This is a genomic window from Phycobacter azelaicus, from assembly GCF_014884385.1.
GTDB lineage: Bacteria > Pseudomonadota > Alphaproteobacteria > Rhodobacterales > Rhodobacteraceae > Phycobacter > Phycobacter azelaicus.
This window is the reverse complement of the sequence record NZ_WKFH01000003.1, coordinates 1,682,337-1,695,702: the sequence shown is the minus strand read 5'-3', so window position 1 is coordinate 1,695,702 and position 13,366 is coordinate 1,682,337. Positions and strand designations below refer to the sequence as shown.

The 13,366-nt window shown below is 60.1% G+C and carries 12 protein-coding genes and 1 tRNA gene; 8 read left to right on the top strand and 5 right to left on the bottom strand.

Annotated elements, in window-relative coordinates:
• The first annotated feature begins 94 nt into the window (after positions 1-94).
• Positions 95-2,284: an O-linked N-acetylglucosamine transferase, SPINDLY family protein gene (locus INS80_RS09185; protein ID WP_192965345.1), complete on the top strand. Its 2,190-nt coding sequence runs from the start codon at positions 95-97 to the stop codon at positions 2,282-2,284.
• A 162-nt stretch (positions 2,285-2,446) separates the two neighbouring features.
• Here INS80_RS09185 and INS80_RS09180 read toward each other — a convergent pair.
• A tRNA-Trp gene (locus tag INS80_RS09180) sits at positions 2,447-2,522 on the bottom strand.
• Between the two features lie 142 nt (positions 2,523-2,664).
• Here INS80_RS09180 and INS80_RS09175 point away from each other — a divergent pair.
• A complete protein-coding gene (locus tag INS80_RS09175; RefSeq protein WP_369411384.1) occupies positions 2,665-3,372 on the top strand; it encodes a lysophospholipid acyltransferase family protein in 708 nt (235 codons plus the stop codon).
• 210 nt (positions 3,373-3,582) lie between these two features.
• On the opposite strand, the gene INS80_RS09170 is transcribed toward INS80_RS09175, so the two are convergent.
• The 4 genes from INS80_RS09170 to INS80_RS09155 all read right to left on the bottom strand — a co-directional run bounded on the left by INS80_RS09170 (position 3,583) and on the right by INS80_RS09155 (position 8,718).
• Positions 3,583-4,065: a hypothetical protein gene (locus INS80_RS09170; RefSeq protein ID WP_192965343.1), complete on the bottom strand. Its 483-nt coding sequence runs from the start codon at positions 4,063-4,065 to the stop codon at positions 3,583-3,585.
• Positions 4,066-4,374: 309 nt separating this feature from the next.
• Positions 4,375-5,550: an elongation factor Tu gene (tuf, locus tag INS80_RS09165; protein ID WP_192965342.1), complete on the bottom strand. Its 1,176-nt coding sequence runs from the start codon at positions 5,548-5,550 to the stop codon at positions 4,375-4,377.
• A 164-nt stretch (positions 5,551-5,714) separates the two neighbouring features.
• Positions 5,715-6,287 carry a hypothetical protein gene (locus INS80_RS09160; protein WP_192965341.1) on the bottom strand — a complete coding sequence of 191 codons (573 nt, stop codon included), beginning with the start codon at positions 6,285-6,287 and terminating at the stop codon, positions 5,715-5,717.
• An 82-nt stretch (positions 6,288-6,369) separates the two neighbouring features.
• A complete protein-coding gene (locus tag INS80_RS09155) occupies positions 6,370-8,718 on the bottom strand; it encodes a DNA topoisomerase IV subunit A (protein WP_192965340.1) in 2,349 nt (782 codons plus the stop codon).
• A 250-nt stretch (positions 8,719-8,968) separates the two neighbouring features.
• Here INS80_RS09155 and INS80_RS09150 point away from each other — a divergent pair, with 250 nt between their 5' ends.
• The 6 genes from INS80_RS09150 to INS80_RS09125 all read left to right on the top strand — a co-directional run bounded on the left by INS80_RS09150 (position 8,969) and on the right by INS80_RS09125 (position 13,321).
• Positions 8,969-9,634 carry an SH3 domain-containing protein gene (locus INS80_RS09150; protein ID WP_192965339.1) on the top strand — a complete coding sequence of 222 codons (666 nt, stop codon included), beginning with the start codon at positions 8,969-8,971 and terminating at the stop codon, positions 9,632-9,634.
• 39 nt (positions 9,635-9,673) lie between these two features.
• A complete protein-coding gene (locus INS80_RS09145; protein ID WP_192965338.1) occupies positions 9,674-10,504 on the top strand; it encodes an SDR family NAD(P)-dependent oxidoreductase in 831 nt (276 codons plus the stop codon).
• An 83-nt stretch (positions 10,505-10,587) separates the two neighbouring features.
• Positions 10,588-10,794, top strand: coding sequence for a twin transmembrane helix small protein (locus INS80_RS09140; protein ID WP_192965337.1), 207 nt, complete (start codon positions 10,588-10,590; stop codon positions 10,792-10,794).
• A gap of 3 nt (positions 10,795-10,797) precedes the next feature.
• Entirely contained in the window at positions 10,798-11,370 is a 573-nt protein-coding gene (locus INS80_RS09135; protein WP_192965336.1) for a cob(I)yrinic acid a,c-diamide adenosyltransferase, read from the top strand.
• Positions 11,371-11,633: 263 nt separating this feature from the next.
• Positions 11,634-12,392 (top strand): electron transfer flavoprotein subunit beta/FixA family protein, encoded by a 759-nt coding sequence (locus tag INS80_RS09130; protein WP_192965335.1) that lies wholly within the window; start codon positions 11,634-11,636, stop codon positions 12,390-12,392.
• Positions 12,392-13,321, top strand: coding sequence for an electron transfer flavoprotein subunit alpha/FixB family protein (locus tag INS80_RS09125; RefSeq protein WP_192965334.1), 930 nt, complete (start codon positions 12,392-12,394; stop codon positions 13,319-13,321). The genes INS80_RS09130 and INS80_RS09125 overlap by 1 nt, the downstream gene beginning before the upstream one ends.
• Positions 13,322-13,366: the final 45 nt, after the last annotated feature.

The window sequence follows — 13,366 nt, the reverse complement described above, 5'->3', positions numbered from 1 at the left end:
TTTAATTCTCTTCGGCCATGGTCACTCACAACGGCCCGGTAAGTCATCAGAAGGTGCAGCGGTCGAGAATAGCATGCAAGTGAGATAGGACTCCATGACCATCGCAACTTCTTTGAGCAAAGCTCAACGCTTGGAACGTGACGCAAGACTGGATGACGCTGCACGCGTTTATGGTGACATCCTCAACAAGTTCCCAAAGAACACCCGTGCCCTCAAAGCCCTGAAGTCTCTCCAGCAGCGGATGCAATCTGAACAGAACCCGCCGGAGGAAACGCAGAATGCGCTCATGCAAAGTTTTGCAGCCGGCCAGTTTCAGGCAACTGCATCGTCCTGCGCCACACTGCTGAATTCTTTTCGGCGCTCTCACTTTCTTTGGGACCTTCTGGGCCAGTCTCACCTAAAGGTCGGCAATCTGGATGAAGCTGCAACCTGCCTGCACAAGGCCTGTGAGCTTAACCCCCGGGCGCCGGGAACCTATGCGGCAATGGCAGATGTCTGCACCGCAATGGGGCGCAAGAATGATGCCGTTGCACTTTACAGAAAATGCCTGTCACTCGATGCCGACCACATCATGGCCCTGAACAGTCTCGCCAACATCCTGACCGATCAAGGCAACCTGACCGAAGCATTGACCCTATTGGAGCGGGCCGATCAGAATTGCCCGAACAATCCGCGGCTGATCTACAATCGCGCCAATACGCTGCGACGCCTCGGCAGAGTAGAAGAGGCCAAGGATCTGTTCCAGCAAGCCTGTGAGCTGGCGCCGGAGCTGACAGAAGCCCGCTTCAATCTTGGCCAGATGGAGCTTCTGTCCGGCAATCAGGAGGACGCGATTCGCAGCTTTGAAGACGTCCTGAGTAAAAATCCCGGAAATGACCGTGCCCGCGCGCAAAAACTGCATATGATGGCACAGCTGAACGATTGGAACTGGGTTGGCGAGTACAACGAACATCGCCGGGTTCTGGGCCTTCAGGGCATTTCATGCTCGCCATTCATCATGATGACTTTGGAGGACAATCCCGACCTCTTGCGCCTACGCACCCAGGCCCATGCAAACGAGCTGATCCCCAGCGTACCCGCCGCCGCACCGGCCCGGTCGGCGCAACGCCCCGCGAAACTGCGTATTGGCTACTTCTCTTCGGATTTCCAGGATCATGCGACAATGTACCTGATGGGAGGACTTTTTGCCGCCCATGACAAGAGCCGGTTCGAGATTACCGCCTACTCCTATGGAACCGCACCGGCGGACGCCGCACGCGAACGCGTTATGCGCGATGTCGCCCAGTTTCGGGACGTCTCCAATCTGTCCACCGCCGAAGTGACCGAGATCGCTCAGTCCGATCAGCTCGATATCGCGATTGACCTGAAAGGCTATACCGGCGACTCCCGCGCTGAACTCTTTGCCAACCGGCTCGCCCCTCTGCATGTGTCCTACCTCGGCTACCCGGGAACCATGGGCAGCACCGCCTTTGACTACCTGATCGCAGATTCCATCACCTGCCCGCCCGGCAGCGAGCGCTACTTTGACGAACACCTGATCCGCATGCCCCACAGCTATCAGGTGAACGACCGTGAGCGCCCGATCTCGGGTCAGCAGTTCACGCGCCGTGATTGCGGCCTCCCCGATCAGGGTGTGGTGCTCTGCTGTTTCAACAACAGCTACAAAATCACCCCGCGCGAGTTCGACATCTGGATGCGGATCCTGAAGCAGACCCCAGACAGTGTTCTGTGGTTGCTGGATGGTGGTCCCGTTTCCAAGGCAAACCTGCGCAAAGAGGCCAAAGAGCGTGGCATAGACCCAGACCGCCTGGTGTTTGCCCCGCGCATCGCGGTTGATGAACACCTTGCACGACACCGGGTTGCCGACCTGTTTCTCGACACCTTCACCGTGAATGCGCATACCACCGCAAGCGATGCGCTTTGGGCGGGGCTGCCCGTCCTGACCATGCCCGGCCGTCAGTTTGCAGCACGCGTTGGCGCCAGCCTTGTCAACGCAGTCGGCCTGCCAGAACTGATCGCCAAGAATGAAGCCGAGTATGAAGAAAAGGCCTTGGTGCTCGCCAATGATCTGGAGGCCTTGACCTCGCTTCGTGCGCAACTGAAGCGCAAGCGTCTGTCGTCTCCGCTGTTTGACACGCGCGGTTTTGCAGCCGATATCGAACGCGGATTTGACATGATCTTTGAGCGCCATCTCCAGGGGCTACCTCCGGCGCATCTGGATATTCCGGCCAAGATCGACACGCCTCAATCACGGTCGGGTGGTAAGGTGAACGCCGCAGCCTGATCTGCCACCAATGATGTTCGATCCTGTGCGAACCGACATTTTCCGTTTCACCGCAGTCTCTGTGGTGGAACGTTTTTTTCGGGCCACCCGCCACCACTTGTGATCGCGCGAGCGTCCTGTTGATCGGTCAGGTGGATGATACAATCTGTGCAGTCTGGGAAATGGCAGGGGCAGCAGGGCTCGAACCCGCGACCTACGGTTTTGGAGACCGTCGCTCTACCAACTGAGCTATACCCCTACGGTGCGGCAGTTCCTAAGCCACCGCCGCGTAGGAGGCAAGAGGGAAATGGCGCCAAAACCGCTCAATCCACCCTTTCCCAACCCCGGGCTGGCAGCCGCCCGGTTGCTGGATTATGAGGAGCAGCGAAAGGAACCCTGCCGTGAGCCTCAGAAAACGCATTGCCGACAGTCCGCGCTTCAATCGCACCATTGAGGCCATGTTTGCCTCTTACGTCCGATTCGCCCATCGCACCTCGCGCTGGCAGCGCAGTGGTTTTGAGGACATGGACGCCTGCGTCGCCCGTGGCGAGCCCGTGATTTTTGTGCTCTGGCACCAAAGGCTGATCATGGCCCCCTACCTTTTTGACACCTCCCTGGGACGGATCTGCGCATTGACCTCAGCCGCGCGGGCCGGGCGTCTGGCCGGGCAGATCCTTGTGCGTCTGGGCTTTGAGACCATTCCCATGGCCAGCTATCAGCGCCATGTCGCCCTTTCACGCGAAGTGGTACGCCGCACCAAAGAAGGCTGCTCGATCGGCATAGCGGCCGACGGCCCCCGTGGTCCGGCGCGGATTTCCTCCACCGTTCCGATTGTCTGGGCGCGTATGACGGGCTGCCGGGTTTTCACCGTGGCTTTTGCAGAAAAGAAGGTCATGAAACTGCCCACATGGGACAAGCAGATGCTGCCTCTACCCTTCTCGAGCGGGGTATTGATGTGCCAGGAATGGACAGAGACGGTTCCCAAACGCCCAACCGAAGAAGAAGCCGAAGCGCTGCGCCAAAGCCTGGAAGCCTGCCTGGATGAGATTACGGACAAGGCAGACCGGGCCGCTGGGCGGAAGCCGGAGCCAATCAAAAGCCCTAGCTAGAGCGGCCGGACGTTAGGCGGGCTGAACCCCAGCTGAACCCCAAAAGGGTGACAGGCCTACCCTACGTCCAACATGCCGGATCTGGCCTGTTGTCCCATTGGCCAAGACGGCAAGATGTTTCGCGCGCGAAACGGTTGCGGGTGGGGCGGACGGTGGGTTTGGGGATTGTCCCGGCTCGGAAATGATGGGCTGCGTTGGATGGAGTGGTCTTCACATTCGCTGCAAAGCAACCTTGTAGCCGCGAATGATTTCTTGGACCGCTTCGGCATCCGCAACAGCGCTTTCCGCGACCCTGTCCAAGTATGAAAGCAGCATAGACTTCTGCCCGCCGTCCATGCGCTTCCATAGGTACTCAATGCGGGTAGATAACCTGTGGTGTTTGCGGAACGCCGTTCCGACCCGATCTGGGTCCGAAAGCAGGCGTTCCATGGCCATGGCTAGAAAATGCTCGGAGCGACACTCCCAGTACATGTTTGCCCCTAGATAGTAGAGTGCACAATCGTCGGGGAAAAACGCGTGACAGAGGGTGTAGGTTTCAAAGTCCGATACTTTTAGATCATCCCACGACTTGCCCTCAAAGTAGGCTGTTTCTTCATACGCTTCCGAGGCTTTCCATTGCGGTCGCCACTCCGGAAATTTGGGAGGCGCTGAAGCTTCGAATTTTTCCTTAATTCCCAAGATCAATTCATCCATTCGAGAATGCTATCGCTTACTACGCACGCCGACAAATGGCGGCATGCATTCGCTGGAAAAGTCCTTCAATACCTCTTGAGTGCAAAGCCTAGCCGGACGCCCCGCGTTCGGGCCGCGCCGAGGCTTTCGCCTCCTGCGCCCTCAAAAGCTCCACTGGAGCTGTTGTCGGACACTGCCCTGATCCGCCTGTGCCGCATGAAAAAAAAGGGCCTCCCGAAGGAGGCCCTTTCTATTTGCTACCGAGTTCCTCTCGGGACATCCGCGCCGAGGCGCGGATACCCGGCCGCAACCATCACAGCAAAGCTGTGATTACTCGATGATTTTGGAAACGACGCCAGCGCCGACGGTGCGGCCGCCTTCACGGATGGCGAAGCGCAGACCGTCTTCCATCGCGATCGGGGCGATCAGCTCAACCGAGAACTTCAGGTTGTCGCCCGGCATCACCATCTCGGTGCCTTCCGGCAGAGTCACGGTGCCAGTGACGTCGGTGGTGCGGAAGTAGAACTGCGGACGGTAGTTCGCAAAGAACGGGGTGTGACGACCACCTTCTTCCTTGGTCAGGATGTAGGCTTCGGCTTCGAACTTGGTGTGCGGGGTCACGGAACCCGGCTTACACAGAACCTGGCCACGCTCAACCGACTCGCGGTCGATACCACGCAGCAGCGCGCCGATGTTGTCGCCTGCTTCACCGCGGTCCAGCAGCTTGCGGAACATTTCAACGCCGGTGCAGGTGGTCTTGGTGGTGTCTTTGATGCCGACGATTTCGATTTCGTCGCCAACGTTGATCACACCGCGCTCAACACGGCCGGTCACAACGGTACCACGGCCCGAGATCGAGAAGACGTCTTCGATCGGCATCAGGAACGGCTGGTCAACAGCGCGCTCGGGGGTCGGGATGTACTCGTCCACGGCCGCCATCAGTTCCTTGATCTTGTTCTCGCCGATTTCCGGGTCACGACCTTCCATCGCCGCCAGAGCGGAACCTGCGATGATCGGGATATCGTCGCCGGGGAAGTCGTAGGAAGACAGCAGCTCGCGGATTTCCATTTCGACGAGCTCCAGCAGCTCTTCGTCGTCGACCTGGTCAACCTTGTTCATGAAAACGACCAGCGCGGGAACGCCAACCTGACGCGCCAGCAGGATGTGCTCGCGGGTCTGGGGCATCGGGCCGTCGGCTGCGTTCACAACCAGGATCGCGCCGTCCATCTGCGCCGCACCGGTGATCATGTTCTTCACGTAGTCGGCGTGGCCGGGGCAGTCGACGTGGGCGTAGTGACGCGCGTCGGTTTCATACTCAACGTGGGCGGTCGAGATGGTGATGCCGCGGGCCTTCTCTTCGGGCGCGCCGTCGATCTGGTCATATGCCTTGAAGTCACCAAAGTACTTGGTGATCGCTGCGGTCAGCGTGGTCTTGCCGTGGTCAACGTGGCCAACAGTGCCGATGTTGACGTGCGGTTTATTACGCTCAAACTTTTCCTTAGCCATTCTCTTGGCGCCCTTTTGAAATGTGGGGTCCATCTGCGACCCGGTTTCCTCTGCGCGCGCCGATTATTTGGTTTACGCGCAAAAATCAACCCGTTCCTGCTTGACAGATGCGGATTTGGCCAAGTTCGGCCTGAATGATCGGATTTCAGACCAAAGCCCGGGGCTTAGCCCTCTTCGCTGGCCTCTTTGCCTGTCTCGGCTCGAGGAGCAAACCAGCCATTTTCCTTGTGCTGCTCAGCCATCCATTCCTCAACTGCATCAGCGATGTTGAGTGCAAGGCCAGCGATTTGCTCTTCCTTGGTGCGGCTATGGCCCGAGCCGACAATCGCGCTTTCTCCTGTGGTGTCCTCAAACACCTCCATCTGATGTTTGTCGGCGAGGAATTCCTCATTGGCGACGTCATAGACAAAGACATTCACAACGGCGACGCTTTTTGGATTGAACAGGACCGGAACGCCCGGAGGTGCCAGCATGAAGCCCTCAAGCGTCACAGCCACATCGTATTCCTGGCTGCCCTCGTAACGGCGCAGGCGCGCTTCAAGCGCCGCCTTCATTGGCTCAACCCACTCGGACTGCTGCGCGTCACGAGACATCGGCCATTTCAGGGCCTTTTCCGTGTAGACATGAGCCACCCTTACCTTGAAGGCTCCCAAATCTTCGGGCGGCTCGTTGAGTTGCGTCTCGCTGCAGGCCGTGACCAGGGCAAATAGGCCCAGGAAGGTCAAAAGTCGGATCATGTCTTGTTCCCTGTGTCGCACCGGAAGAGCCGGTCGCCGCCAGATAGCCAGAGCGGGCAGCGCCGGTAAACCCCGGTGGCGATTATTTGAACTTGTAGTTGCGGGGGAATCCGTAAGGCGGACGCTTGCCAACCCCGGCCCGCTTGCCCAGCCACTGACCCAGATCAGTCTCATGGCGCGTCTTGCCGCCGCCCATTTCCCAAGAGAGGCCCTCGTCCCAGTTGAAGGTCGTGACATCGCTGAGGCCACCGTCCAGTTCGAGCGAGCCCTGCTTGCCACGCGCCATGTTGTACTTTTGCAGGCGCACCCCCTTGCCACGGGTGAGTTCCGGCATTTCCTCGACCGAGAAGACAAGGAATTTGCCGTTCTCAGAGACCACAGCCACGTGATCGCCCAGAACGGGGATGCAGATCTTGGCTTTCTCGTCATCCTTGACGTTCAGCACCTGCTTGCCGCCACGGGTCTGGGCCACGATGTCTTTTTCCGCGCAGATAAAGCCGTTGCCCGCCGAGGAAGCGACCAGAAGCCGACCTTCGGGGTTGTGGATCAGGATATCAACGATCTCCACCTCATTGGGCAGATCCACCATCAGGCGGACAGGTTCCCCCATGCCGCGACCGCCGGGCAGGTTGGAGGCCGACAAGGTATAGAATCGCCCGTTGCTGCCAAAAACCAACAGCCGATCGGTGGTCTCAGCATGGAAGATGAAGCGCGCGCCGTCACCGTCCTTGAACTTCAACTCTCGCCCTAGATCAATGTGGCCGGTCATGGCCCGAATCCAGCCCATCTGGGAGCAGACCACGGTGATCGGCTCACGATCGATCATCGCCTCTAGCGGGACATCCTCGACCTCGCCCGCCTCGGCAAAGCGGGTGCGGCGGGCGCCGCCCTCATAGTTCTTGCCAAAGGTCTTTTTCGTCTCGCGCAGCTGTTCGGTGATCCGTGTCCACTGTAGCTCTTCCGAGCCGAGCAATTCGACCAGCCCAGCGCGTTCTTCGCGCAGGGCGTCGCGTTCGCGGGTCAGCTCGATCTCTTCCAGCTTGCGCAAAGAACGCAGGCGCATGTTGAGAATCGCCTCGGCCTGAACCTCGGTCAGCTCCCCTGCCCCGGCAGCGGGCGTCAGATAATCGGCCTCGTCATGGGCGCGGGGGTGATCCCTGGACCAGTCCTCGCGCATCAGGGCAGCCTTGGGGTCTTCATCATAGCGAATGATGTCGATCACCCGGTCGAGGTTCAGGAAGGCGATGATGAATCCGTCCAGTACCTCCAGCCGGTGATCGATCTTTGCCATCCGGTGGCGCGAGCGGCGCTGCAACACGTCGCGGCGATGATCCAGAAAGGCCCGCAGCACCTCCTTCATCGAGCAGACCTTCGGCGTGACCCCATCGATCAGCACGTTCATGTTGAGCGAGAAGCGCACCTCAAGATCGGAGTTGCGGAACATCAGCCCCATCAGGATCTCGGGATCGACATTCTTGGATTTCGGCTCCAGCACGATGCGGATGTCGTCGGCGGACTCATCGCGTACATCGGCAAGGATCGGCACCTTCTTGGTCTGTATAAGCTCGGCGATCTTCTCGATCAGCTTGGACTTCTGGACCTGATAAGGGATCTCGGTGACCACGATCTGCCACTGGCCGCGGCCCAGATCCTCGATCTCGTACGTCGCGCGCAAACGGAACGAACCGCGCCCGGTGCGATAGGCCTTGGCGATATTCTCTTTGGGTTCGACGATCACCCCGCCGGTGGGAAAATCTGGGCCGGGCACGTATTTCAGGAGCGTGTCGTCGTCTGCGCCGGGCGCCTTGATCAGGTGAATACAGGCGTCGATCAGCTCGGTAATGTTATGCGGCGGGATATTGGTCGCCATGCCCACCGCGATGCCGCTTGCGCCATTGGCCAGAATATTCGGGAAAGTCGCAGGCAGAACCGCCGGTTCGGTCAGGCGCCCATCGTAGTTGTCGCGAAAATCAACAGCATCTTCGCTGAGGCCCTCCAGCATTGCCTCGGCGACAAAGGTCATCCTCGCCTCTGTATAGCGCGAGGCCGCCGGGTTATCGCCATCGATATTCCCAAAATTGCCCTGCCCGTCGACCAACGGATAGCGGACGTTGAAGTCCTGCGCGAGGCGGGCCATGGCGTCGTAGATCGCCGCATCCCCATGCGGGTGGAAATCCCCCATGGTATCACCGGAAATCTTGGCCGATTTCAGGAAGCCCCCGGTCGAGCTGAGCCTTAGGCGATTCATCGCGTAGAGGATCCGCCGATGCACCGGCTTCAGACCGTCGCGCGCATCCGGCAGCGCCCGGTGCATGATCGTGCTGAGGGCATATGTCAGGTAACGCTCGCCAATGGCGCGGCGCAGGGGTTCCAGCACTTCGCCATTCTGCGGCGCGGAGGGGAGGTCGGGGTCTTCTACCAAGTCGCTCATATCGTGGTAATACTGCCCCCTTGTGGCTTGGTAAAGCGGCGCGTTGCCCGCCACGGACATGCCGCAGGGCCTCGGGGGAGAAGGAAATGGACTCTCCCCCTGTGTAGACTGGCCAGTTTCACGTAACATTAAGCCTGTGCCGCCTATGGTCCTAGCGCCTGCCCGGACCCATTTTCATGGTCCGAGGAGCAAGCATATGGTCCAGCTGTCACGGGCGGATTGTCGTTGATGTGTTTTCGGGGGATGCGCCATGTCGCGCTTTGTTTTTGTGTCTTTTGCCTTTCTGGGCTGGGGCTTCTACGAGCTCAGTGGCGGGGCGGACTTCACGCCGCCAGAACGCCCGGTCACAGAAATCGCCGAGGCCCCTACCCCCGTCACGAACCGTGGATCACAGAATGGGATCACCGTCTCTGCCACATCGCTGGTGACCCGCACCATGATCGAGGCGCGCCATAAGGATCTGGTCCGCGCCCGCGTCGAAGAACGGCAATCGCCCCCGGTGCTTGCCCCACAAGACCAAGACGGCGAAGCGCACGAAGCTGCGCCACCGGCATCCGCCAGCCTGTTCACCGCAGGCCTGAGGGCCGGTGGGCTTCAACTGGCTTCGCTCGAAGCAGGGCTTGGAGGCGGGGTGCAGTCCCAGTCCCCCGAACGCGCAGCGCCTGCGGCAGCCACGCCCGCCTCGCCATCCGTCCAAGCCGCCGAAGTCGATCTGGACCTGCGCAACATTCGTGCCGCGCGCGTCAACATGCGGCAGGGGCCAGGCACGGCCTACCCGATCATCACGCGCCTTCTGGCCGGAGACGAGGTGATCGTCATTGATGACAATGGCTCTGGCTGGCTGCACCTGCGCACACCAAACAACGAACACTTCGGCTGGATCGCCGCTTCACTGGTGAGCAAAAAGACCCCATAACGGCCCCCGAGTTTGAATGGATACGGCGTGGGGGCCTTCATGCAGAAAACAATCCTGATCACTGGCTGCTCCTCCGGTATCGGCCTCGACGCAGCGCGCGGCATGAGGGATCGCGGCTGGAAAGTCTTTGCCTCCTGCCGGCAACAACGAGACTGTGATCGGATGCGCGCCGAGGGCTTTGAAAGTCCGCTGATCGACTACACCGACCCCGAAACGATCGCCTCCGGACTGCAAGAGGTGCTTGCGGCCACAGGGGGCACGCTGGATGTGCTGTTCAACAATGGCGCCCATGGGCTGCCCGGCGCGGTCGAGGATCTGCCGACAGACGCCCTGCGAGACATCTTTGAAAGTAACTTCTTTGGCTGGCACGAACTGACCCGGCAAGTGATCCCGGTGATGCGGGCGCAAGGCCACGGGCGCATCGTGCAGAACTCATCGATCCTGGGAATGGTCTCTTTCCCTTGGCGCGGCGCCTATGTGGCGACAAAATATGCCGTTGAGGGGCTGACCGATACGCTGCGGATCGAACTGATCGACACCGACATCCACGTCGTCCTCATCGAACCCGGCCCCGTGACCTCAAAGATCCGGGAGAATTCGATCCCGCATTTCGAACGCTTCGTAGACTGGCAGGCCTCGCCCTTGCGGGACCTCTACGAGAAAAGCCTCCTCAAGCGCCTTTACGAAAGCAAGGGGCCGGATACCTTTGAGCTGCCCGCCTCGGCAGTGACCGCAAAACTGATCCATGCCTGCGAATCGCGCCGCCCCCGGCCGCGTTACTATGTAACTACTCCAACGCATATCGCCGGGTTCCTGCGCCGGATTTTGTCGACCCGGTCAATTGACCGCATCCTTGCCCGCCTTAGATAGCGGATTCGCGGTCGCCATCTGCAAACCCAGGCGATAGACCGAGGCTAAGACCAAAACTGGGCAAATGCGAAGGAGCATGAACTATGGGTGATCCGCTCTTCATTTTGGCCGTCGTGGCCATGGCGGCAGTGGTGATCGTGCTGGTGATCGGCATGGGCGGCTTTGGCAAAGGCGGCGCCTTCAATCACAAGTACGGCAACAAGATGATGCGCCTGCGGTTGCTGTTCCAGTTCATCGCGGTGGTGCTCATCGTTGGTTTTGTCTATCTGCGCTCGCAAGGAGGTCAGTGAACCATGGTCGTTCTGAGCAAGATCTATACCCGCACCGGCGACAAGGGCGACACCGCGCTCGGAGATGGGCAGCGCGTGGCCAAACATTCTGCGCGAGTAAGCGCCTATGGCACCTCGGATGAGCTGAACGCTTTTGTCGGCGTCGCACGACTTGAGGCGGAGGGCGAAATGGACGAGGCCCTTGCTCGTATCCAAAACGATCTCTTTGACCTTGGCGCCGACATGTGCCGCCCGGACATGGCCAAGGATGCCGAGGCCGAGTATCCCCCCTTGCGAATGGCAGAGGCGCAGGTCGAACGGCTTGAGGCAGAAATCGATGTCATGAACAAGGATCTGGAACCTTTGCGCAGTTTCGTTCTGCCGGGCGGCTCGAAACTCTCGGCCCATCTGCATGTCTGCCGCACCGTCGCGCGCCGTGCCGAACGGCTCGCCACGGAACTGGCCACGTTGGAAGAGGTGAACCCGGCCGCCGTGCGCTACCTCAACCGGTTGTCCGATTGGTTCTTCGTCGCGTCGCGCATCGCAAACGAAAACGGCACCAAAGACGTTCTGTGGGTGCCGGGCGCAAACCGTTAGCCTGCCGCAAATCACCCGAATCGCCTGGGGCATGGCTGCCCCGGCGCTTGGCCTGCATTGAGAACCTGCCGTTGCGGCAGATCTCTTTGCGCTGCGAAACATTCCTGCAAAATTGATGACCCAAACAGACAGACGCGACGTCCGGGGCCACCAACGTGACGATTTTTCACTGTTGCCCGCATGGCTGACCCGGTATCAACGGCGCGAGAGCATCAAGGCCCGCCGCCCACGCGGCAGGCCATTTGTTAAGGAGAGAACGCAAAATGAAGGTACTCGTGCCTGTCAAACGCGTGATTGACTACAACGTGAAGGTCCGCGTCAAAGCGGACGGCAGCGGTGTCGATCTCGCCAACGTCAAGATGTCGATGAACCCCTTTGACGAAATTGCCGTCGAAGAGGCCATCCGCCTGAAAGAAGCCGGCAAGGCAGACGAGGTCGTTGCGGTCTCGATCGGCGTGAAACAGGCCCAGGAAACCCTGCGCACTGCGCTCGCCATGGGCGCCGACCGCGCCATCCTGGTGGTTGCCGCCGATGACGTGCACACCGACATCGAACCCCTGGCCGTTGCCAAGATCCTCGCCAAGGTCGTCGAGGAAGAGCAGCCCGGTCTGGTTCTCGCCGGCAAGCAAGCGATCGACAATGACATGAACGCCACCGGTCAGATGCTATCGGCGCTGCTCGGCTGGTCGCAGGGCACCTTTGCCTCTGAGATCGACATCGAAGGCGACAGCGCCAAGGTTACCCGCGAAGTGGACGGCGGTCTGCAGACCATTTCTGTCAAGATGCCGGCCATCGTTACCGTGGACCTGCGCCTCAACGAGCCGCGCTATGCCTCGCTGCCCAACATCATGAAGGCCAAGAAAAAGCCGCTGGACGAGAAAACCGCCGCCGACTACGGCGTTGACGTCTCGCCGCGCCTCGAAGTGGTCTCCACCAAAGAGCCCGAAGCGCGCTCGGCCGGTATCATCGTGGGCTCGGTTGACGAGCTGGTTGCGAAACTCAAAGAAGCGGGGGCTGTGTAATGGCTGTTCTTCTCCTTGCCGAAGTGAACAACGGCGAACTGGCGCTGGACGCCACCGCCAAGGCCGTATCCGCCGCCAAGGCACTGGGTGACGTGACCGTTCTGTGCGCCGGTGCATCCGCTGCCGCCGCCGGGGACGCCGCCGCCAAGATCGACGGCGTGGCCAAGGTTCTGGTTGCCGAGGACGCATCGCTGGGTCACCGCCTGGCCGAGCCGACAGCGGCGCTGATTGTCTCGCTGGCAGGCGACTACGAGCATATCGTTGCCCCGGCCACCACCGACGCCAAGAACGTGCTGCCGCGCGTTGCGGCCCTGCTGGACGTGATGGTGATCTCTGACGTGACCGCAGTGGTGGACGGCGAAACCTTCGAACGCCCGATCTACGCCGGTAACGCAATCCAGACCGTGAAGTCGAAAGACGCCAAGAAGGTCATCTCTTTCCGCACCTCGACCTTTGACGCAGCGGGTGAAGGCGGCTCTGCCTCGGTGGAAACCACCGGCGCAGCCGAAAACCCCGGCCTGTCCGAATGGGTCGAAGACAAGGTTGCCGAAAGCGACCGCCCCGAGCTGACCTCGGCTGGCGTTGTTGTTTCCGGTGGTCGCGGCGTCGGCTCCGAAGAAGACTTCAAACTGATCGAAGGTCTGGCGGACAAGCTGGGCGCTGCCGTGGGTGCCTCCCGCGCTGCGGTCGATTCGGGCTATGCGCCGAACGACTGGCAGGTGGGTCAGACCGGTAAGGTCGTCGCTCCTGAGCTCTATGTGGCTGTCGGCATCTCCGGTGCGATCCAGCACCTGGCGGGCATGAAAGACTCCAAAATCATCGTCGCCATCAACAAGGACGAAGAAGCTCCGATCTTCCAGGTAGCTGACTTTGGCCTGGTGGCGGACCTGTTCCAGGCTGTGCCTGAACTGACAGAAAAGCTGGGCTAAGAGCCCCTTTCAAGGATCGCAAGCAAAGCGATATTTAGAAGGCCC